Source organism: Promicromonospora sp. Marseille-Q5078, assembly GCF_050315395.1.
Classification (GTDB): domain Bacteria; phylum Actinomycetota; class Actinomycetes; order Actinomycetales; family Cellulomonadaceae; genus Isoptericola.
Window position 1 is genome coordinate 1,763,469 of sequence record NZ_JBNPQG010000001.1, and the last position, 19,218, is coordinate 1,782,686.

At 76.5% G+C, this 19,218-nt stretch carries 23 protein-coding genes and 1 pseudogene; 10 read left to right on the plus strand and 14 right to left on the minus strand.

The genetic code is table 11. From position 1 onward, the window contains the following. Positions 1-20 precede the first annotated feature (20 nt). Positions 21-2,336 carry a M28 family peptidase gene (locus tag ACQFYA_RS08150; RefSeq protein ID WP_499122881.1) on the plus strand — a complete coding sequence of 772 codons (2,316 nt, stop codon included), beginning with the start codon at positions 21-23 and terminating at the stop codon, positions 2,334-2,336. Here the strand turns inward: ACQFYA_RS08150 and ACQFYA_RS08155 are convergent. The 6 genes from ACQFYA_RS08155 to ACQFYA_RS08180 all read right to left on the minus strand — a co-directional run bounded on the left by ACQFYA_RS08155 (position 2,326) and on the right by ACQFYA_RS08180 (position 6,437). Next, complete coding sequence (locus tag ACQFYA_RS08155) at positions 2,326-2,709, minus strand: MmcQ/YjbR family DNA-binding protein (protein WP_499122883.1); 384 nt, start codon at positions 2,707-2,709, stop codon at positions 2,326-2,328. The genes ACQFYA_RS08150 and ACQFYA_RS08155 overlap by 11 nt on opposite strands. Positions 2,710-2,758: 49 nt before the next feature. Beyond that, complete coding sequence (locus tag ACQFYA_RS08160) at positions 2,759-3,607, minus strand: hypothetical protein (protein ID WP_499122886.1); 849 nt, start codon at positions 3,605-3,607, stop codon at positions 2,759-2,761. Positions 3,608-3,654: 47 nt separating this feature from the next. After that, positions 3,655-4,146: a DoxX family protein gene (locus ACQFYA_RS08165; protein WP_499122887.1), complete on the minus strand. Its 492-nt coding sequence runs from the start codon at positions 4,144-4,146 to the stop codon at positions 3,655-3,657. A 76-nt stretch (positions 4,147-4,222) separates the two neighbouring features. Further along, a complete protein-coding gene (locus ACQFYA_RS08170; RefSeq protein WP_499122889.1) occupies positions 4,223-4,792 on the minus strand; it encodes a TetR/AcrR family transcriptional regulator in 570 nt (189 codons plus the stop codon). A 30-nt stretch (positions 4,793-4,822) separates the two neighbouring features. Beyond that, the gene (locus tag ACQFYA_RS08175) at positions 4,823-5,464 is read right to left on the minus strand and encodes a histidine phosphatase family protein (protein ID WP_499122891.1); all 642 of its coding nucleotides are present in this window, start codon (positions 5,462-5,464) and stop codon (positions 4,823-4,825) included. 40 nt (positions 5,465-5,504) lie between these two features. Next, positions 5,505-6,437 (minus strand): NAD(P)/FAD-dependent oxidoreductase, encoded by a 933-nt coding sequence (locus tag ACQFYA_RS08180; RefSeq protein ID WP_499122892.1) that lies wholly within the window; start codon positions 6,435-6,437, stop codon positions 5,505-5,507. Positions 6,438-6,492: 55 nt separating this feature from the next. On the opposite strand from ACQFYA_RS08180, the gene ACQFYA_RS08185 reads away from it, so the two are divergent. Both ACQFYA_RS08185 and ACQFYA_RS08190 read left to right on the plus strand, forming a co-directional pair. Continuing rightward, positions 6,493-6,993 carry a MerR family transcriptional regulator gene (locus ACQFYA_RS08185; protein ID WP_499122894.1) on the plus strand — a complete coding sequence of 167 codons (501 nt, stop codon included), beginning with the start codon at positions 6,493-6,495 and terminating at the stop codon, positions 6,991-6,993. Next, complete coding sequence (locus ACQFYA_RS08190; protein WP_499122895.1) at positions 6,990-8,102, plus strand: P1 family peptidase; 1,113 nt, start codon at positions 6,990-6,992, stop codon at positions 8,100-8,102. Before ACQFYA_RS08185 ends, ACQFYA_RS08190 begins: the two co-directional genes overlap by 4 nt. Before the next feature lie 76 nt (positions 8,103-8,178). Here the strand turns inward: ACQFYA_RS08190 and ACQFYA_RS08195 are convergent, their stop codons facing one another. Then, positions 8,179-8,775, minus strand: coding sequence for an HhH-GPD-type base excision DNA repair protein (locus ACQFYA_RS08195; protein WP_499122898.1), 597 nt, complete (start codon positions 8,773-8,775; stop codon positions 8,179-8,181). 153 nt (positions 8,776-8,928) lie between these two features. On the opposite strand from ACQFYA_RS08195, the gene ACQFYA_RS08200 reads away from it, so the two are divergent. After that, on the plus strand, positions 8,929-9,306 hold the full coding sequence (locus ACQFYA_RS08200; RefSeq protein WP_499122899.1) for a DoxX family protein: 378 nt from the start codon (positions 8,929-8,931) through the stop codon (positions 9,304-9,306). A 68-nt stretch (positions 9,307-9,374) separates the two neighbouring features. Then, positions 9,375-9,740, plus strand: a complete 366-nt coding sequence (locus tag ACQFYA_RS08205; protein ID WP_499122901.1) for a nuclear transport factor 2 family protein — start codon at positions 9,375-9,377, stop codon at positions 9,738-9,740. Positions 9,741-9,780: 40 nt separating this feature from the next. Here ACQFYA_RS08205 and ACQFYA_RS08210 read toward each other — a convergent pair whose 3' ends face one another. Next, positions 9,781-10,236, minus strand: a complete 456-nt coding sequence (locus tag ACQFYA_RS08210) for a PNPOx family protein (RefSeq protein WP_499122902.1) — start codon at positions 10,234-10,236, stop codon at positions 9,781-9,783. Positions 10,237-10,318: 82 nt separating this feature from the next. On the opposite strand from ACQFYA_RS08210, the gene ACQFYA_RS08215 reads away from it, so the two are divergent. Beyond that, entirely contained in the window at positions 10,319-10,816 is a 498-nt protein-coding gene (locus tag ACQFYA_RS08215) for a CoA-binding protein (protein WP_499122903.1), read from the plus strand. A gap of 4 nt (positions 10,817-10,820) precedes the next feature. On the opposite strand, the gene ACQFYA_RS08220 is transcribed toward ACQFYA_RS08215, so the two are convergent. From ACQFYA_RS08220 to ACQFYA_RS08230, 3 genes are read right to left on the minus strand one after another with little or no spacing between them, the layout of a single operon-like run. Continuing rightward, positions 10,821-11,717: a putative F420-0 ABC transporter ATP-binding protein gene (locus tag ACQFYA_RS08220; RefSeq protein ID WP_499122905.1), complete on the minus strand. Its 897-nt coding sequence runs from the start codon at positions 11,715-11,717 to the stop codon at positions 10,821-10,823. After that, entirely contained in the window at positions 11,714-12,820 is a 1,107-nt protein-coding gene (locus tag ACQFYA_RS08225) for a putative F420-0 ABC transporter permease subunit (protein ID WP_499122908.1), read from the minus strand. Before ACQFYA_RS08225 ends, ACQFYA_RS08220 begins: the two co-directional genes overlap by 4 nt. Then, positions 12,817-13,857: a putative F420-0 ABC transporter substrate-binding protein gene (locus ACQFYA_RS08230; RefSeq protein WP_499122909.1), complete on the minus strand. Its 1,041-nt coding sequence runs from the start codon at positions 13,855-13,857 to the stop codon at positions 12,817-12,819. The genes ACQFYA_RS08225 and ACQFYA_RS08230 overlap by 4 nt, the downstream gene beginning before the upstream one ends. A gap of 173 nt (positions 13,858-14,030) precedes the next feature. Here ACQFYA_RS08230 and ACQFYA_RS08235 point away from each other — a divergent pair, with 173 nt between their 5' ends. Together ACQFYA_RS08235 and ACQFYA_RS08240 are read left to right on the plus strand one after the other, a co-directional pair. Further along, positions 14,031-14,240, plus strand: coding sequence for a hypothetical protein (locus tag ACQFYA_RS08235; RefSeq protein WP_499122912.1), 210 nt, complete (start codon positions 14,031-14,033; stop codon positions 14,238-14,240). Between the two features lie 21 nt (positions 14,241-14,261). After that, positions 14,262-14,609: pseudogene (locus ACQFYA_RS08240) on the plus strand (tyrosine-protein phosphatase); the annotation flags it as partial. Positions 14,610-14,637: 28 nt separating this feature from the next. On the opposite strand, the gene ACQFYA_RS08245 reads toward ACQFYA_RS08240, so the two are convergent. Next, positions 14,638-15,474, minus strand: a complete 837-nt coding sequence (locus ACQFYA_RS08245) for a class I SAM-dependent methyltransferase (protein WP_499122915.1) — start codon at positions 15,472-15,474, stop codon at positions 14,638-14,640. A 141-nt stretch (positions 15,475-15,615) separates the two neighbouring features. Between ACQFYA_RS08245 and ACQFYA_RS08250 the strand changes: the two genes are divergently transcribed. Beyond that, complete coding sequence (locus tag ACQFYA_RS08250; protein WP_499122917.1) at positions 15,616-16,308, plus strand: winged helix-turn-helix transcriptional regulator; 693 nt, start codon at positions 15,616-15,618, stop codon at positions 16,306-16,308. A gap of 66 nt (positions 16,309-16,374) precedes the next feature. Beyond that, positions 16,375-17,967: a molybdopterin-dependent oxidoreductase gene (locus ACQFYA_RS08255; protein ID WP_499122920.1), complete on the plus strand. Its 1,593-nt coding sequence runs from the start codon at positions 16,375-16,377 to the stop codon at positions 17,965-17,967. Between the two features lie 34 nt (positions 17,968-18,001). Here ACQFYA_RS08255 and ACQFYA_RS08260 read toward each other — a convergent pair whose 3' ends face one another. Together ACQFYA_RS08260 and ACQFYA_RS08265 are read right to left on the minus strand one after the other, a co-directional pair. Continuing rightward, the gene (locus tag ACQFYA_RS08260; RefSeq protein ID WP_499122921.1) at positions 18,002-18,709 is read right to left on the minus strand and encodes a helix-turn-helix transcriptional regulator; all 708 of its coding nucleotides are present in this window, start codon (positions 18,707-18,709) and stop codon (positions 18,002-18,004) included. 29 nt (positions 18,710-18,738) lie between these two features. Then, the gene (locus ACQFYA_RS08265; RefSeq protein ID WP_499122923.1) at positions 18,739-19,152 is read right to left on the minus strand and encodes a hypothetical protein; all 414 of its coding nucleotides are present in this window, start codon (positions 19,150-19,152) and stop codon (positions 18,739-18,741) included. Between the last annotated feature and the right edge of the window lie 66 nt (positions 19,153-19,218).

A 19,218-nucleotide genomic window follows, 5' to 3' on the forward strand; every position in this document is an offset into this window, starting at 1 on the left:
CGCGCCGCTAGCGTGCGCGCGTGACCCAGACCCGGTCGCGGGCGACGTCGCTCGCGTGCTCCCTGCTCCTGCTCGTCCTGGCCGCGCTCGCCGTCTGGTCGGTCCTGCCGCCGTCCCCGGCGACGGCCGACGCGCCCGCGGACGAGTTCAGCGCCGGGCGCGCCTTCGCCACCGTCGAGGCGATCGGCACCGAGGTGCACCCGCACGGCACGGAGGCGGCCGCGGACGTGCGCGACCGCATCGTGGCCGACCTCGAGGGCCTGGGCCTCGACCCCGAGGTCACCGACGGCGTCGGCATGTCCGGGCGCCTGGGCGACCAGTCACGGGTGGCCGGGGTGCGCAACGTCGTCGCGACGATCCCCGGGACGGCGTCGACCGGCCCGGTGTTCCTGATGGCGCACTACGACTCCGCCGAGGTGTCGCACGGCGCCAACGACGACGGCGCCGGCGTCGCGACGCTGCTGGAGACGGCCCGCGCGCTCGCCGAGGGCGAGCCGCTGCGCAACGACGTCGTGCTCGTGTTCACCGACGCGGAGGAGGCGTGCCTCTGCGGGGCGGAGGCGTTCGCGCACGCGGACCCGCGCGCGGCGAACGGCGGCGTCGTGGTCAACGTGGAGGCGCGCGGATCGTCGGGCCCGGCGATCATGTTCGAGACGTCCGACGGCAACTCCGCCCTCGTCGACGCCTACGCGACGGTGCCGTACCCCGTGGGCAGCTCCCTCGCCGTCGAGGTGTACCGCATCCTGCCGAACGACACGGACTTCTCGCCGTTCCTCGACGACCCCGACGGGCGCTTCACCGGCCTCAACTCGGCGTACATCGACGGGTCGGCCACGTACCACGCGCCGCAGGACACCCCCGAGCGGATGTCCCTGGCGAGCCTGCAGCACCACGGCTCGAACGCCCTCGCGCTGGTGCGCGAGCTCGGGGACGCCGACGCCGCGGCGCTCGCGCGGCCGTCGGCGTTCGACGCCACCTACTTCCCGCTCCCCGGGGGCGTGCTCGCCCGCTACCCCGGCTGGCTCGTGTGGCCGCTCGCCGTGGCGGCGCTGCTCGCCGTGGCTGCGCTCGCGGTCGTCCTGGTGCGTCGCGGGGAGGTGCGCGGCGAGCGGACGTCGGCGGGCCGGCTCGCGATCGGGTTCGCGTCCGCGCTGGTGCCGCTGGTCGGGGCCGTCGTCGGCTCGATCGCGCTGTGGTGGGTGATGGTCGCGGTGCGGCCCGGCTACGACGAGCTGATCGACCCCTGGCGCCCCTGGGGCTTCCGCGTGGCGCTGCTCGGCATCGTCGCGGGCGTCCTGACCGCCTGGTTCGTCGCCCTGCGGCGGCAGATCGGCGGCCCGGCGCTCACGGTGGGGGCGCTCGGCTGGCTCGCCGTCCTCGGCGTGGTGCTCGCCGCGCTCACCCCGGGCGGCTCCTACCTGGCGGCCCTGCCGGCGCTGGCGGGGGCGGCGGCCGGGCTGGTGGCGCTCACGGTCCGCGGGGTCGTGGGGCGCCGGGTGGCCGTCACCCTGGGCGCGGCGGTGGGCGTCGTGGTGATCGTGCCGGTGGTGCTGCTCTTCTTCCCGGCGCTCGGCCTCGAGACGGGCGCCGCCCCGGCGGTCGTGGCGGCCCTGCTCGGCCTCGCCCTCGTGCCCGTGCTCGCGGAGCTCCTGCCGCGCGGCCGGCGCACCGCGTTCGGGCTGGTCGGCGCGTGCGGCGCGGTCGCGGTCGTGGCGCTGGTCGTGGGCTTCGTCGTCGACCCGTTCGACGCCGAGCACCCCGAGCCCACGCGGCTCGCGTACGCGCTGGACGCCGACACCGGGACGGCGCACTGGGTGTCCGACGAGGCGACGCCCAGCGACTGGACCGCGCAGTACGTGGACACCGAGACGGACATGTCCGAGCAGTTCCCGATGTTCGCCGACGAGGTGCACGCGGGCGACGCGGAGGCCGCCGACCTGCCCGCGCCCGTCGTGGACGTGGTCGACGCCGTCCCCGCCGGCGACGCGCGCGTCCTGACCCTGCGGGTGCGCCCCGGCGCGGGCGCGCCGATCGGCACCGCGGGCGCCCTGCGCTACGTGCAGCTCAACGCCGCCGGGGTCGAGTCCGCGACCGTGGCCGGGCGGGAGGTGCCCGTGGACGGCGGGGCGCTCGACACCCGCTTCTACGCCCCGGGCGCGGACGGGTTCGCCGTCGAGGTCACCGTGCCGGCGGGCCAGCCGCTCGACCTGCGGGTGGTCGCCGCCGGCGGCGGGCTGGAGGACCTGCCCGGGTTCGTCGCGCGGCCCGCCGACGTCGGCGCCGCCGGCTCGCACTCGTCCGAGCTGGTGCTCGTCGGCACGTCGGTCACGCTCTGACGGGGCCCGTCCCGGGCCGCCCGACCGCCTCGGCCAGCCGCAGCGGCGCCTGGATGCAGTAGGAGTCGGTGAGCAGCTCGGCCATCTCGTCCCAGTCGGTGCGGCCGTCGAGCAGCACGCCCACGACGTTGCCGCCCCAGCCGGCCCGGAAGTACGGCTCGCCGAGGTGCTCGAACGCCCGCACCTCCTCCGGGTCGGCCCGGAAGGTGACGCGGATCCGCTGGTCCTCGCCGCCGAAGACGTGCGCGACGGTGGCCCGCCGCACCCGCCAGCGCACGCCCGTCCAGGCGTCCTCCTCGGCGCACTCGGGGAAGCCGAGCAGGCCTCGGAGGCGCTCGACGAGCTCTTGCGGGACGTCGGGGCGGTCGGGCACACGACGAATGTGCCACGGCCGTCCGACACCGGTCCGTGCGGGGCGGGGCTCAGCCGAGGCGGGCGCTGACCACCAGCTCCTCACCGACGTCGAGGCGCACGTCGGTGAGGCGGACCCCGGGCGGCAGCGCGGCGGCCAGGTCGACGCGCCGGTGCGCGGCGGCCTCGACGCGGCCGCGCACGGCGCCGAGCATGGCGGCGACCAGCGGGTTGCCGCTGGAGATCCGCACGTCGCCGACGCTGAGCACCATGGCCGCGTCGACCGACGCCGACGCCGTCGCGGACACGCCCGCCGAGAGGAAGCCCTTGCGGATCTTCGCCTCGATCCGCAGGCCGGCCGCGCGCGGGCCGTGCGAGTCGACCTGCACGTCCAGGTCGCTGAGGGTGATCCCCTGCGACTGCAGCGACACGGCGAGCAGGCCGTGCACGGTCGCGACCAGGCCGGCGCGGGAGACCGCCACCCGGGCCTGGCCGCTCACGGGGTGCGCGTCGTCGGGCTCGACGGGCTCGAACCCGACCTGGCCGTCCGAGCCCTCCACCCACGCGAACCGGAGCCCCTCGGCCTCGGCCGTGACGTCCACGGGCAGGTCGACGGCGGTGAGCGGGTGGGCGTCGACGCGCAGCCGCCGCACCGTGCCCTCCTCGCGCGCCGTCACGGAGGCGGGCGCCCACGAGACGCCGGGGGCCTTCTGCTGGGCGCCGAACGCCACGCCCGTGAGGTCGAGGGCGAGCGAGGTGACGGCCGCGCCGTCGAGCTCCGCCGTGACGTCGGCCCGGTCGAGCCCGGTCGCCCCGGGCCCGGCGGTCCGCGCGGCGAGGGCGCGCAGGCGGGCGGCGAGGTCGTCGCCCGAGGTGGGACGCGGGGCTGGGCCGAGCGGCAGGAGCTGCGCAGAGGTCATGCGCGCGAGCCTATCGGGCGGTCCGGGCGGCCCGGATCGACGACTCGTCAGGGCCGAGGCGCCGGCGCGAGGGCGGCGCCGTGCCGCTCGGGCCCCGGGCGTCGGAGGCCCGCGACCGCGACGCTCGTCGTGGCGGCGAGGAACACGAGCTGCATCAGGGTCCGGGGGAGCAGGTGGTCCCACCAGGGCAGGTCGGTGCCGGTGAGCGCGAGGTGGACGTTGGCGGGGAACATGGCCACCACCAGCAGCGAGAGGCCCGCCGCGGCGTACGGCGCCCACCGCGCCGACGCCATCGCGAGCGCGCCGGCGATCTCGAGCACGCCGGTCACGGTGACGAGCAGCCCGGGCGCCGGGAGCGCGTCGGGCACCATCGCGACGAGCTCGGCGCGCATGCCGACGAAGTGGGCGACGCCCGTGAGCATGAACATGGCCGCGATCCCGGCGCGGAGGGCGACGGTCGGGCGGGCGGGCGCCGGCCGGCGTCGGCCCGCGGCGAGGACGGCGGCGGTGACGAGGACGAGGGCGATCAAGGGTTCCACAACGGCTCCGATCTAGTCAGTGACAAGTTCATCGTCCCACGCGAACTTGACGGTGACAAGATAGGGGTCTCGGGGGTCAGCCGAAGTGCTGTCGCAGCATCGGGCCCGCCACGTCGGTCGCCGAGCCGCCGTCGTGCGGCATCGCCCCGGCGTTCCAGAGCGTCGCGAAGCCGTGGGCGAACGACCAGGCCGAGCGCGCCGCGAGCAGGTCGCCGCCGGGCCGGGCCGACGGCGGGAGCGCCGCGACGCCCGACAGCAGCGCGTCCCAGGCCGCCTGCTGCGCGGCGCGCAGCGCGGTGTCGTCGGCGTCGAGCAGGTCGGGCCGGAACATCACGGCGAAGTCCGCGCGCCGGGAGGTCGCGACCTCGACGTACGCGAGCCCCAGGCCGACCATGTCGTCGGCGGGGGCGTCGGCCAGCCGATCCGCCAGTGCGCGGAAGCCTTCCGCCGCCAGCGCGGTCATGAGCCCGCGCTTGTCCCCGAAGTGGTGGGTCGGAGCGGCGTGCGACACGCCTGCGCGGCGGGCCAGGTCGCGCAGGCTCACCCCGGCGGGCCCCTGCTCGTCGATCGTGGCCCGCGCGGCGTCCAGCAGCGCACCCCGCAGGTGGCCGTGGTGGTACGGGCGGGCCGGGCTGTCGGTGCTCACGGACCCATCCTGCCCCGTGCGCGTCCCCGGCTACCGACTCAGGTGGGCGGTGTCGGCCAGGGCGGCCAGGGTGCGGTTGCGCCAGCGGTCGTCGTGCACGAGGTGCGTGATCGCGCCCGGCGACGTGGCGAACGTGGCGAACCCGACGGCCTCGACGGGGAGGCGCAGCCAGGTCGTGACGACGAACGTGTGGGCGGACCCGTGCGTCACGACCACGTGGTCGTGCGCCTCGTCGGCCATCAGCTCGCCGACGCAGCCGCCCACCCGGGAGGCGACCTCGCGCCGCGACTCCGCCCCGGGCACCGGGCCGCGGTGATCGAGGCGGTCGTCGTCGGGGGCGGTGACGTGCCGCGCGGCCAGCCAGGCGTTCGGGCGCCCCTCCGCGACGCCGAAGCTGATCTCGCGCAGTCGCGGGTCGCGCGTCACGCCGGCGCCGAGCGCCTCGCCCACCACGTCCGCGGTCTCGGCGGCGCGGGCGAGGTCGGAGGTCGTGACCCGCACGGGGCGGCTCGCGTCCTCGCGCCGGGCGAGCCGGCGGTGGAGCTCGGCCGCGACGCGGTGCGCGTCCGCGCGGCCCCGGTCGGTGAGCCGGGAGTCGTACCACCCGCCGACGAGGTCGCGGGCGGTGTGCTCGGCGTGGGGGTGCGCGACGACGAACAGGTGGCGGGTCATGGCCGCCATCCTGCCCGTCGTCCACCGCGCTCCGCGCGGGTCAGCGCCCGAGGCCGAGCAGGTCGCCGTCGATCGAGGCGGCCGCGAGCTGCCCCGCGGCCATGGCCGCGGTCACCGAGCTCATCGGCATCGGGAAGTCGGCCGTGTGCGCGAGGTCGCCGGCCGCGAGGACGCCGGGCAGGCTGGTGCGCGCCATGGCGTCGACGGCCACGCAGCCCGACTCCCGCAGCTCCAGACCGAGCTGGTCGGCGAACGGCGCGGCCTGGTGCATCGTCGGCGCGACCATGATCCCGCCGAGCGTCTCCGGGTCGCCGTCGCCGAGCACCGCCCGGGCGCCCGGGCGGCCGTCGGCCAGGTCCGCGGGCTCGAGGCGCTGCACCCTCTCGGGCCGAACCGCCACGCCTTGGGCGTCCAGGGCCGCGCGGACCTGCGGGTCGACGTCCGCGCCGTCGGCCAGGACGACGATCCGGCTCGCGATCCGCGCCATGAGGCCCGCCACGCGCGGGGCGTGCGGGCCGGCGCCGAGGATCGCCACCGGCGTGCCGGTGAACTCGTGGCCGTGGCAGTACGGGCAGTGCGCCGCGACGGTGCCGAACAGCGGGGACAGCCCGGGCGTCGCGGGGAGCTCGTCGCGCACGCCGGTGGCGAGCAGCAGGCGCCGGGCGGTGAGGTCGCCGTCGTCGGTCCGCACGACGAACCCGTCGGACGGCGAGCCGGGGTCGAGCGGCGCGACCTCGTGCGCCGCCGCGCGGCGCAGCTCCACGGTGTCGTACGCGGCCAGGGTGCGGTGCGCCGCGGCACGGAAGTCCGCGGGGGCGGCGCCGTCGAAGCCGAGCACGTTGTGCATCGCGTCGGTCGGGTCGTTCCGGTAGGTGCCGGAGTCGAGCACGACGACGTCGCGGTGGGTGCGGCCGAGCATCAGCGCGGCCGACAGGCCGGCCGGGCCGGCGCCGACGATGATCGCGTCAAGCATGGGGGTCTCCTCACAGGGGTTGCGGTCCGCACCCAGGGTGTGACTTCATGTCGACATGAAGTCAAGCGGGGTGGTGGAACGGACCTGGAGCGTGGGCGAGCTCGCCGAGCGGTTCGGCCTGGAGACGCACGTGCTGCGCTACTGGGAGGACGTCGGGCTCCTGGCGCCGGCGCGCGACGGGGCCGGCCGCCGCCGCTACGGGTCGGACGACGTGGTGCGCGTCGCGACGATCCTCAGCTCCAAGGTGGCGGGCATGAGCCTCGAGCAGATCCAGGTGCTGCTCGACGCCGGGGGCCACGAGACCGGCGCCGCCGAGCGGCACCGCGTGCTCGCGGCCCACCTCGCGGAGCTGGACCGCCGGCAGGCGGAGATCGAGCGCTCCCGGCACATGACGGAGCACGCGCTGTCGTGCCGCGCGCACGACATCGCGACGTGCCCGCGGTTCCGCGAGCACGTGCAGGACCTCGTCGACGGCACCCGCACCTGGCGCGATGTGCACCCCGCGCGGCTCGTGCCGGCCGGCTCCGGGGCCGGCTCCGAGGAGGCACGGTCGTGACTGCCCGGGCCACGCCGCGTGAGCTCGGCGTCGTCGTCGGCGACCTGCCCACGGGCGCGGCGAACGCGCTCACCGACGTCCCGGGCGTGCGCGTCGGCCACACGACGATGCACGAGGGCGCGCGCCTGCACACGGGGGTCACCGCCGTCGTCCCCGACGCGCTGGGCGCCGGGCCGGGGCAGCGGCGCTCGCTGCCGTGCGGGCTGTTCGTCGGCAACGGCTTCGGCAAGCTCGTGGGCGCGACGCAGCTCGAGCAGCTCGGGGAGCTCGAGACGCCGGTCGTCCTCACCGCGACCCTGTCGGCCTTCCGCGCCGCCGACGCGCTCGTGACGCACGTGCTGGCGCAGCCGGGGCACGAGGAGGTGCGGACGCTCAACCCGGTGGTCGGGGAGACCAACGACGGGTTCCTCTCGGACATCCGCGCCCGGCCGATCACCGAGGCGCACGTGCTCGCCGCACTCGACGGCGCGGCGTCGGGCCCCGTGGCGCAGGGGTGCGTCGGCGCCGGGGCGGGCACCTCCGCGCTGGGCTACAAGGGCGGCATCGGCACGTCGTCGCGTCGGGTCGAGGTGGCGGGCGAGACGCGCACCGTCGGCGCGCTGGTGCAGTCGAACTTCTCCGGCACGCTCACCGTGCGGGGCGTGCCGCTGCCCGCGGCCGAGCTGCTCGCCGACCTCGCCGAACCCGGCGGCACCGGCGAGGGCGAGGCGACCGACGGCAACTCGTGCATGATCGTCGTCGCCACGGACGTCCCGCTCGACGCGCGCCGGCTGGAGCGCGTGGCGCGGCGGGCGGTGTTCGCGATGGCGCGCGTGGGCTCCGACTTCGCCCAGGGCAGCGGCGACTACGCGATCGCGTTCACGACGGCAGACCCGGGCGCCGGCCTCGTGCCCGACGGCGCGCTCGACCCCCTGTTCCGGGCGGTCATGGACGCGGTGGAGGAGGCGCTGCTGGCGTCGGTCTTCACCGCCACGACGACGGTCGGGCACCGCGGCACCCGGCACGGGCTGCCCGTCGACCGGGCGCTCGAACGCCTGCGTGCGGCGGGTTGGTCACCGGAGGCGACGGGCGGCGGCGACGGCGCCGAGCCCGACCCCGCACCCGTGTGACAAACGCACCGCGCGGAGGGCCGTCGCGCTCTCGGCAGGCGCCACTGGTGAGCCCTCGACGCCGAGCGCCGGGGCGTCAGCCCGACTTCGCCGCCTTCGCGGCGGCCTTCTGCGCCTTCTTGAACGCCCGCACCTCGACGAGCGACTCCGCGCTCGTGACGTCCGCGATCGAGCGGCGCGAGCCCTCGTCGCCGTAGTGCCCGGCGGCCTCCTGCCACCCGGTTGGCCGGATGCCCCGCTGCTTGCCGAGCAGGGCGAGGAAGATCTTGGCCTTCTGCTCCCCGAACCCCGGCAGGGCGCGCAGCCGGGAGAGCACCTCCGCGCCCGTGGCCGGGCCCTCCGCGCCGGGCGTGGTCCAGATCTTCGCGACGTCGCCGTCGTAGTCGTCCACGACCGCGCGGGCGAGGGCCTGCACGCGTCCCGCCATCGACCGTCCGTACCGGTGGATCGCGGGGGGCGTGGTCGCCAGCGTCACGAACTCGTCCGGGTCCGCGTCCGCCACCGCGTGCGGGTCGATGCTGCCCAGCCGCTCGCGGATCTTGCGCGGCCCCGCGAACGCGTGCTCCATCGGGTACTGCTGGTCGAGCAGCATGCCGACCAGGAGGGCGAACATGTCGTCGCTCAGCAGCGTGTCGGTCTCGGGGTCGCCGGTGATCCAGAGCTGTGCGGTCATAACGTCATTGTGCCTCGCCGCCACCGGCGCCTTCCTGCGCGAGCGTCGTACGTCGTCGTCATCCCGGACCGGGAAGGCGACGGACTGCGACGCTCGGGCGCGCCGAGCCGCCCTGGTCGGCGCCGACGCGGGAGGAGCCGATAGCCTCGCCGCATGCGTCGTCGTCAGCACCTCACTGCCGGTGCCCTCGCGGGTCTGCTGGGCGCGGCCGGGGTCGTGCACCTGGCCCGCCCCGAGGTCTTCGAGGGGCTGATCCCTCGTGCCCTCGGATCGTCCCGGGCGTGGGTCTACGGGAGCGGCGTCGCCGAGCTCGCGTGCGCCGCGGCGGTCGCCGTGCCGAGCACGCGCCGCGCGGGCGGCCTGGCCGCGGCGGGGCTGTTCGTGGCGGTGTTCCCCGGCAACGTGAAGATGGCCCTCGACTCGCACCCCGGTGCGCGGTCCTGGGCGCGGAACCCCGCTATCGCGTGGGGGCGCCTGCCCCTGCAGGTGCCCCTCGTCGCGTGGGCCTGGCGGGTCGCGCGGTCGGGCTGACCCGGCCGCCGGTCCGGGAAGCGCCGTCCGCGCGCCCCGGGACAGGTCCCGGTCCCTAGACTCGGGCGATGAGTCTTCTTGCTGCAGAGCACGCGCTCCAGGCCGCCCAGCGCGCCGGCGACGTCCACGCGCTGGAGGCGCTGCTGCATCCCCGTTGCGTCGGCGCCGGACCCGACGGGTCCGTGTTCTCCAAGGACGACGACCTGGAGAGCTACCGCTCGGGTCTGCTGCAGATCACCCGCCTGGAGGAGGAGTCGCTGGACGTCCAGGAGGACGCCATGAGCGGAGTGACCAGGCTGGTCGCGGCGGTGGATGCGATCCAGGGCGGCACCGCGGTGTCCGCGCGGTTGATCTACACGCGCCTCTGGGTGCGTGCCGAGGAGGGGTGGCAGGTTCTGGCGGCCACGCTCGCACCGGCCGCTGAGCCGGCCTGACCCGACCCCGGCGAGCCGACGCGTGGAGAGCGCCGGTGGCTCAGGCGCCGCGGGACGCCCGGCGCAGCCGGCCGACGAGGAACTGGTCGATGCCCACCAGCTTCGACGCGGCGCCGACGAACCCGCTGAGCAGCCCGCGCGCCTCCTCGGCGTCGACGACGCGCAGCCCGTCGACGCGGTAGTCCACGCCCTTGCGGGTGAGCGTGAACGACCCCGCGGCGCGTACGTTGCGGCACCAGTCGACGTCGGGCCCCCAGGGCAGCGGGGTGAGGACCAGGATGTCGCGCTGCGCGGCGATCTCCACCGGGGCGCCGGGGCGGGCGACCGGGGCGATCGGGGCGCGCGCCGCGAAGGCGACCACCGGGTTGCGGTACTCGCGCCCGCTCTTGCGCCCGACGTGGTGCAGGGTGGCCCACGGCGGCACGCGGGAGGACACCTTCAGGGCGTAGGGGTTGAAGCGTCGGGTGGCCTTGACGGCGGCGGCAGGCATCGGCATGCCGACCATCCTGCTGCGCCCGGAGCCGCCCCGCTGGTTGGATGGGGCGATCGGAGGGCGGTTCGACGACGAGGGGGCACGCATGAGGATCAGGGACCCGCGGGACTGGAACAGGCCGCTCGACGCGGTGGTTGCGCACGACATGACCACGGACGACGACACCGGCACGGGGACCACGGGCACCGACGCGACCGCCACGATCGACCGCGTCCTCGACGGCACGAGGACGTGGGCCGTCGTCGGGCTGTCCACGAACACCGAGCGCGCCGCGTACGGCGTCGGGCGCACCCTGCAGCGCGTGGGGAAGCGGGTCGTGCCCGTGCACCCGAGCGCCGAGGCCGTGCACGGCGAGCAGGGCTACGCGTCCCTCGCGGAGATCCCGTTCCCGGTCGACGTCGTCGACGTGTTCGTCCGGTCTGAGCTCGCGGGCGCCGTCGCCGACGAGGCGATCGCCATCGGCGCCAGGGCAGTGTGGTTCCAGCTCGGCGTGATCGACGAGGACGCCGCCGCGCGCGTGCGTGCCGCCGGCCTCGACATGGTCATGGACCGCTGCCCGGCGATCGAGCTGGGGCGCCGGTAGCGGCTCAGCCCCGCGGGGCGAACGTCAGCACCGGGCGGCCGGTGCGCGGGTGCGTGAGCACCTCGGTGCGGACGCCGTAGACGGGGTCGAGCACGTCGGGCACGAGGACGTCGCGCACGTCGCCGGCGGCCACGACGCGCCCGTCGGACAGCAGCACGACGTGGTCGCAGTGCTGGGCGGCGAGCTGCAGGTCGTGCAGGGCGGCGAGCACGGTGACGCCGCGGCCGGCGAGGTCGCGCAGCACGCGCAGCGCATCCAGCTGGGCGGCGATGTCGAGGTGGTTGGTGGGCTCGTCCAGCAGGATCAGCGCGGGCTCCTGCGCCAGGGCGCGCGCCATGTGCACCCGCTGGCGCTCCCCGCCGGAGAGGGTCGTCACCTCACGGTCGGCGAGGTCCGCCACGCCGACGGTCGCGAGCGCCCGGCGGGCGGCCGCGCGGTCGTCGTGCGAGTCCCCGGCGAGCAGCGAGCGGTGCGGGATGCGGCCGAGCAGCACGGCGTCGAGCACGGTGACCGGGAGGTCGGTCGACGCCTCCTGCTCGACGAACGCGAGCGTGCGCGCGCGGCGGCGGCGCGGCAGGGCGAGCAGGTCCGTCCCGGCGAACACCACGCGGGCAGGGCCGGTCGTGCCGGCCGGGCGGGCCGGGCCCGTGGACGGCGGCTGCACCCCCGCGAGCACGCGCAGCAGGGTCGACTTGCCCGAGCCGTTGGGGCCCAGCAGGCCGCTCACGGCGCCGGCAGGCGCGGTGACGTCGACCCCGTCGAGGATCAGGCGTCCCTGCGCCGACCACGAGATGCGGGCGGCGTCGAGGCCGTCGCCGCCGGCCGGGTCCGAGGCCTGGCTGGTGGTCTCGACAGCCTCGACCGGCGCGGGGGCGCGCTCGACCGACGGGTGCGCCGTCATGCGATCCTCCGTCCGCGCCAGAGCAGGAGGGCGAACACGGGCGCGCCGATCGCCGCGGTGACGATGCCGACGGGCACCTCGCGGGGCGCGAAGACGGTGCGGGCCAGGGTGTCCGCCCAGACGAGGAACGACGCGCCGCACAGCGCGGACAGCGGCAGCAGCAGCCGGTGCCGGGCCCCCGTGAGGAGCCGCACCGCGTGCGGCAGGATCAGGCCGACGAAGCCGATCGAGCCGGACTGGGAGACCAGGGCGCCGGTGAGCAGCGCGACGCCCACGAGCAGCAGCCAGCGCACGCGCGCCACGGGGACGCCGAGCGCGGCGGCCGCCGTGTCGCCGAACGTGAAGGCGTCGAGGATCGAGCCGGTCGAGGCGAGCAGGGTGCCGAGCACGAGGACGGCCACGCCGGTGATCGCGACGGACGTCCAGGTCGCCCCGGCGACCGACCCCATCAGCCACGAGAGGATCTCGCGGTACGAGTCGCCGGTGGCCGACCAGAAGATGACGAAGCTGGTCGCGGCGGCCGCGAGCTGGCTCACGGCGAGGCCGGCCAGCACCGTGCGGGTGGGCGTGATCGTGCCGATCGCGCCGGCGAGCCCGAGCGCGGCCGCGAGGGCCGCGACCGCGCCGCCGAACGCCGCGACCGGCAGCAGCACGGTGAGCTCGGCGACGAGCACGAGCACCGCGCCGAGCGACGCCCCCGACGACAGGCCCAGCAGGTAGGGGTCGGCCAGCGGGTTGCGCGTGAGGGACTGCATGACGACCCCGCAGACCGCGAGGCCGGCGCCGACGGCGGCCGCGGTGAGCACGCGCGGCAGCCGCAGCTCCCACACCATGCCGTCGGGCAGCGCGTCGAGGGGGGCGAGGCCGAGCGCGCCGCCGAGGCCGACGTGCGTCGCGATCGAGCGCCACACGTCCGCGACGGACAGGTCGGCCGGGCCGATCGTCACGGTCACGAGGACGGTCGCGACGAGCACGACCACCGACGCGGGCAGCCACCAGGCCGCGCCGCGGCGGGCGGTGGTCCCGTCAGGCTCGACCGACGGGTGCGGCTCGACCGACGGGTGCGGCCCGGCCGACGGGTGCGACTCGACCGCCGTGGTCATCGGTCGAGCCCTTCCAGGTCGTCGAGCTGCGCGGCGAGGGAGACGACGGCGTCGACGTTGCGCACGCCGGCCTCCGACGCGGGGAACGGCACGGTGAGGTAGCGGCCCTCGCGCACGGCCGTCATGCGGGCGGTGGCGGGGTTGGACTCGAGCCGCTCGATCTTCTGCTCCGCGCTGTTCCAGGTGGCGTCGACCAGCACGATGACGTCCGGGTCGGCCTCGATGGCCTGCTCCCAGGAGAACGACGTCCAGGTGTCGTGCACGTCGCCCGCGACGTTCTCCAGGCCGACGGCGTCCAGGATCATCTGCGGCGCGCCGATGCCGGCGCCGACGTACGGGATGTCGTCGCCGGAGGAGTACCAGAGGGCGGTGAGCCCGCGGTCGTCGGGCGCGACCGAGGCGAGGGTGTCGCGCTGGTCGGCGACGAGGTCGGCCGCGGCGTCCGAGGCGTCGAAGATCTCGCCCACCTCGGCGATCTCCGCGAAGACGTCGTCGAACGTCAGCGGGTCGGGCATGGACGCGGGCGCCTTGCAGGCGGCGGGGGAGACGTACGTCGCGACGCCGAGCTTCGCCAGGGTGCCGCGGTCGCCCGCGCCGTCGGCGGTGAGGTTGGACTCCCAGCCCGCGTACACGAGGTCGGGCTCCAGCCCGAGGACGGCCTCGGCGCCGGGCACCTGCTCGGCCATGGGCTCGGCGACGGCGGGCGCGTCGGCGGCGGCGTCGGCCAGCGAGTCGGGCACCGGGCCGTCGAGGAACGCCGAGCCGACGATGCGGTCGCCGAGGCCGAGGGCGAGCAGCATCTCGGTGGTGCTCGACTTGATCGTCACGACGCGCTGCGGCGCGGCGTCGAGGGTCGTCTCGACGCCGCAGTTGTCGAGCGTCAGGGGATAGGACGTGCCCGAGGCGTCCGCCCCTCCCGACGCGGCGGGGGAGGCCGCGGCGTCGGCCTCGGAGCCCTGCGCGCAGCCCGCGAGGGCGGCAAGGGACAGGGCGGTCAGGACGGCGAGGGGCACGGTGATGGGGGTGCGGCGGGGCACGCGGGGGCTCCAGGGGTGTCGCGGGGCAGGGGCGTCGAAGGTCCAGGACGGCGCGCCATCTCGCGCCGGTGGAACCGCGGCCCACAGTCCGGGTCGCGCCGACGGGCCAGAGTCGTGCCCGTGATCCGTGTCGAGCCTAGTACGCACCGCCGGCGTGTGGTTGCCTGGCCCGCGTGACCGCCCCGACCGGAACCACCCCCGCCGCCGGCGTCCGCACCGTGGTCGACCTGCGCAACGCCGCGGAGGTCGGGCCCCTCGGGCTGCCGGCGTCCGTGACGCGGCACGCGTGCCCGGTCGAGGACCCCGACGACGAGGAGTTCATGCGGGCCTGGGGCCCGCACCTCGACACCCCGCGCTACTACCCGACGGTGCTCGAGACCTGACCGCACCTCGTCGCCGCCGTCTTCCGCGCCTTCTCCGCGGCGCCCGCGGGCGCCGTCGTCTACCACTGCGCCGGCGGGCGCGACCGGACCGGCATGGTCACCGCCCTCCTGCTGACGCTGGCCGACGTGCCCCGGCGCGCGATCGTCGAGGACTACCTGCTGGCCGTGCGCGCGAACAACGCGCGCGCCGCCGTCGAGCCCGGGTGGGACGAGCCGCACCGGGGGCCCGAGGAGCTCGCGGCCTGGTGCGACGACGTCGCCGGCGCGCTCGAGGCGTTCCTCGACGGCGTGGACGTCCCGGGCTTCCTGCGCGCGCACGGCCTGACGGACCCAGAGCTCGACCGGGTCCGCCGCCGCCTGCTCGACTGACCGTGCGGACCGCGTCCGCGGCCCCGGCTCAGGCCCGGGTCGCGCGCACCAGCAGGTACTCCCACGTCATCGTGCCGTCCCGCAGGTGCCGGTCGCCGAGGTCGGCGAGCGCCTCGTCGAGCTCGGCCGCGCGGGCGGCGTCGTCCCCGAGGTTCCGGTAGGTCGCGATCGTCGGGCCGTAGGTCGCCTTGAAGAAGTCGCGGAACTCGACGCCGTCGGCGAACCGGTCGACGACGAGGCCGCGCACCTCGGACCGGAGGTCCGTGACGCGGTCACCGAGGAGCAGCCGCACATGCTCGTCCACGCCCCACAGCGGCGGCGGGAGCGCGCCGGGCGGCGGCGGGGGAGCGTACGGCTTCAGGGTCGCGAACATCTCGCCGATGAAGCCGGTCGGCGTCCACGCGACGTTCCCGATCAGGCCGCCGGGGCGGGTGACACGGACCAGCTCGTCGGCGGCGAGGCCGTGGAACGGCGCGAACATCACGCCCACGCATGACAGGACGGCGTCGAACGCGCCGTCGTCGTACGGCAGCGCGTGCGCGTCCGCGGTCTCCCAGCGCAGGACGGCGCCGCGCTCCTCGGCGCGGCGGCGCCCGACGTCGAGCAGCTCGGGCGACAGGTCGGCGGCGACGACGTCCGCGCCGGCGAGCGCCGCCGGGATCGCCGCGTTGCCGGAGCCGGCCCCGACGTCGAGCACCCGGTCGCCCGGGCCGACGCCGCAGGCGTCCACGAGGACGGCGCCCAGCGCGGGGATGACCTGGTCCGCGACCGCCGGGTAGTCGCCCGACTCCCAGAGGGCGCGGTGCTTGGTGCGGACCGCGTCGAGCAGCTCGACGGGGACGGTCCCGGGTTCGGTGACGCTCATGAGGGCTCCTTCGCTCCTGCGGTCGTGCTGACCCCTCCAAGATCCGCGCGGACGGGCGCGCGATCCAGTGCCGGATCTGGACCGGGCGAAGTCCTGGATCTGTACTGGCGGGTCGCCGTGCGGCGGGCGTTCACTGGACCCATGGCCGGATACGGCGAGTTCTGCCCCGTCGCCAAGGCGATGGAGGTGCTCGACGAACGCTGGACGCTGCTCGTCGTGCGCGAGCTGCTGCTGGGCAGCACCCGGTTCAACGACCTGCGGCGCGGGAACCCGAGGATGTCGCCCACGCTGCTGTCGAAGCGGCTACGCAGCCTGGAGCGGGCGGGCGTCGTCCGGCGCACCGGCGAGGAGGGGCACGTCCGCTACCTCCTCACCCCGGCGGGCGAGGAGCTGCGCCCCGTGGTCGAGGCGCTCGGGGCGTGGGGCACGCGGTGGGTCGGCACGCTGGGCGAGGCGGACCTCGACCCGCACCTGCTGCTGTGGGACATGCGGCGCACGATCGACGTCGCCACCTGGCCGCGGGAACGCACCGCCGTGGCGTTCGTGCTCACCGACGTGACCCCGCGGGTGTCGCGCTGGTGGATCGTCGTGCGGGACGGCCAGGTCGAGGTGTGCGACGACGACCCGGGGTTCGTGGCGTCGGTGGTCGTGACGACGCCGCTGCGCACCCTCACGCGGCTGTGGCGCGGGGACGTGTCGTGGGTCGGGGCCCTGCGCTCCGGCGACGTCGCGCTCGACGGGCCCGAGGACGTGCGGCGCGAGGTGCCCTGGTGGCTGGGGCAGTCGACCTTCGCGCAGGTGCCCCGGCCGGAGCTCGCCCCGGCGGAGGGATGACGCCGGACTTCTTACGGGCTCGCAACGATTCCGCCGTCCGGGCGCGCCGGGTGGGACGCTGAGGGCATGGACAGCACGGTGACCCGGGATCCCGCGTCGGAGGTGCCGGCCCCGCCACGGCGGCGGGACGGTTGGTGGGCGGCGCTCGCGGGCGTCGTCGCGACGGGCGCGGGGCTGGCGGTCGCGGAGCTGGTCGCGGCCTTCGTCGACCCGGCGTCCAGCCCCGTGGTGGTGGTCGGCGGCACCGTGGTCGACGGCGTGCCCGGCTGGCTCAAGGACCTCGCCGTCTCCTGGTTCGGCACCGCGGACAAGGCCGTGCTGCTCGCCACGATGGCCGTGGTCGCCCTCGCGGGCGCCGCGCTCGCCGGGTTCCTCGAGCGTCGTCGCCCGCCGTGGGGCGTCGCACTGATCCTGGCCGTGGGGGTCGTCGCGGCGTTCCTCGCCGCGGGGCGCCCCGGCGCGAACGTCGTCTGGGCGGTGCCCAGCCTGGTCGGGGTCGCCGTCGCCGGCGGCCTGCTCCGGGCGCTGCTGCGCCTCGTCGGCGGGCCCGCCGCGGACGAGCGTCCGGGCGCCGAGCCGGGGGACGTCGTGGACCGCCGCCGCTTCCTGCAGTGGACCGGCCTCACGGTCGCCGGCGCCGTGGTCGCGCTCGGGGTCTCGCGCGCGGTCTCGGCCGGCGGGCGGGCGGTGCAGGCCGTCCGGGAGTCGATCCGCCTGCCCCGCCCCGCGACGACCGCGCCCGCGGTGCCCGCCGGGGCGGACCTCGGCGTCGAGGGCGCCGCGCCGTACGTCACGCCGAACCCGGAGTTCTACCGCATCGACACCGCCCTGATCGTGCCGCAGGTGGACCCGGTGGACTGGAGCCTGACCGTCACCGGGCTCGTGGACGAGCCGTTCACCATCACCTGGGACGACCTGCTGGCCCTGCCGCTGGAGGAGCACCACGTCACGCTGGCGTGCGTGTCCAACGAGGTGGGCGGCGACCTCATCGGCAACGCGCTGTGGCTCGGCTACCCCGTGCGCGAGCTCCTCGCGCGGGCGAAGCCGCAGTCCGGCGCCGACATGGTGCTGTCGCGCAGCACGGACGGGTTCACGGCGGGCACGCCGCTGGAGGTGCTGCAGGAGGACGACCGTCAGTGCCTCCTCGCGATCGGGATGAACGGCGAGCCCCTGCCCGCCGAGCACGGCTTCCCGGCCCGGCTCGTCGTGCCCGGGCTGTACGGGTACGTGTCGGCCACCAAGTGGGTCACGGAGCTCAAGGTGACCAGGTTCGCCGACGAGCAGGGCTACTGGACGCCGCGGGGCTGGTCGGCGCTCGGCCCGATCAAGCTGTCCTCGCGCATCGACGTGCCGCGCCCGGGCGACGACCTGCCCGCCGGGACGGTGACGCTCGCCGGGGTCGCGTGGGCGCAGCACACCGGGGTCTCCGGCGTCGAGGTGCGGGTGGACGACGGCGACTGGGTCGCGGCCGAGCTCGCCGAGACGGTCGAGCCGGACACGTGGCGCCAGTGGCGCCACGACTGGGACGCCACCCCCGGCGACCACATGGTCGCCGTGCGCGCGACCGACGCCGACGGCGAGGTGCAGGTCGAGGCGCAGGCCCCGCCCGCGCCCGACGGCTCCACCGGCTGGCACACCATCGAGCTGACGATCGCCTGACGCGACGACCATCGCGCGGGATCCGGGGCACGGTTCAGGGCGTCAGCGGGGCGAGGTCCCACCGGGACAGGTCGGCGTCGACCTCAGCGCGGTGCAGCGAGTCGAACCGGTCGCTGGTCGGCTCGACCGACTCGATGCGGTCGTCGCGGAAGCCGCGCACCCCGCCGCCGGGCCGGGCCCAGGCCACGAGGTACCAGTGGCCGTCACCGCGCAGCAGGCGCAGCGGCTCCACCTCCCGGTCCGTCCCCCGGTACCGCAGGCGCACCACCCGTCTGCCGGCGATCGCGCCCGGGAGCAGGTCGAGCCCTCTCGGCGGGCCCGGGTCGGGGAGGCCGGCCCGCGCGGCGCCCGCGGGCGCGACGGCGTCCACCGGGACGACGCCCCCGGACACCGCCGCCCGCACCGGTTCCGGCGCGCCGGCGAGGATGCGGTCCCGCGCCCGCCGGGCCGCGCCCGCGAGCGGCGACCCGGCGAGCAGGTCGAGGGCCACCGCCGCGGCGAGCGCCTCGTCGGCGCGGAGGTGGAGCGGCGGCAGCGAGTAGTCCGGGAGGATCGAGTACCCGCCGGCGCGGCCGTCCGTCCCGTACACCGGCACGCCGGCCGCGCGCAGCGCCGCGAGGTCCCGCTCCGTCGTCCGGAGCGACACGCCCAGCTCCGCGGCCAGCCGCGCGGCGGGCACCGGCCGCGGGGCCCGGGCGCGCAGGTGGTCGACGACGGCGTGCAGACGCTCGGACCGCTTCACCCGCCCCAGGCTGCCAGCTGCCGGCGACATCAGGCCGACGGGACGTCGTCCGCGGCGACGGGCCTCCCCGCCGTCACGGACCAGACCCGGCGCGCCCGCCCGTCGGGAGCGAGGTCGAGCAGGTCGATGCCCCCGACGTGCAGGCCCGCGCCGTCGTCGTCGGCGCTCCACACGGAGACGGCGTGGCCCGGCCCCGACCGCGCCAGGACGGTGGCGTAGCGCAGCGCGGCGCGCCCCGTGCGGAAGGCGCCGACGAACGCCGCCAGGCCGTCGGGGCCGCGGACCGCGTCGCCGTCGGCGGCGAACGCGGGGTTGCCGAAGCGGACGCCGAAGTCCTCGGTGACGAGGGACGGGGCCAGGTCGAGCTCGCCGCTCCAGAGGCGGCCCCATCCGTCGAGCAGGTCGGTCACGGTCAGTGGTGTCAGTGGCGTCGTGGTCGTCATGGGGCCACCGTGGCGCGGCCGCGCGACAACGGTGTGGCGGGGTTTCCGCACCTCGGCCGTCCCGTC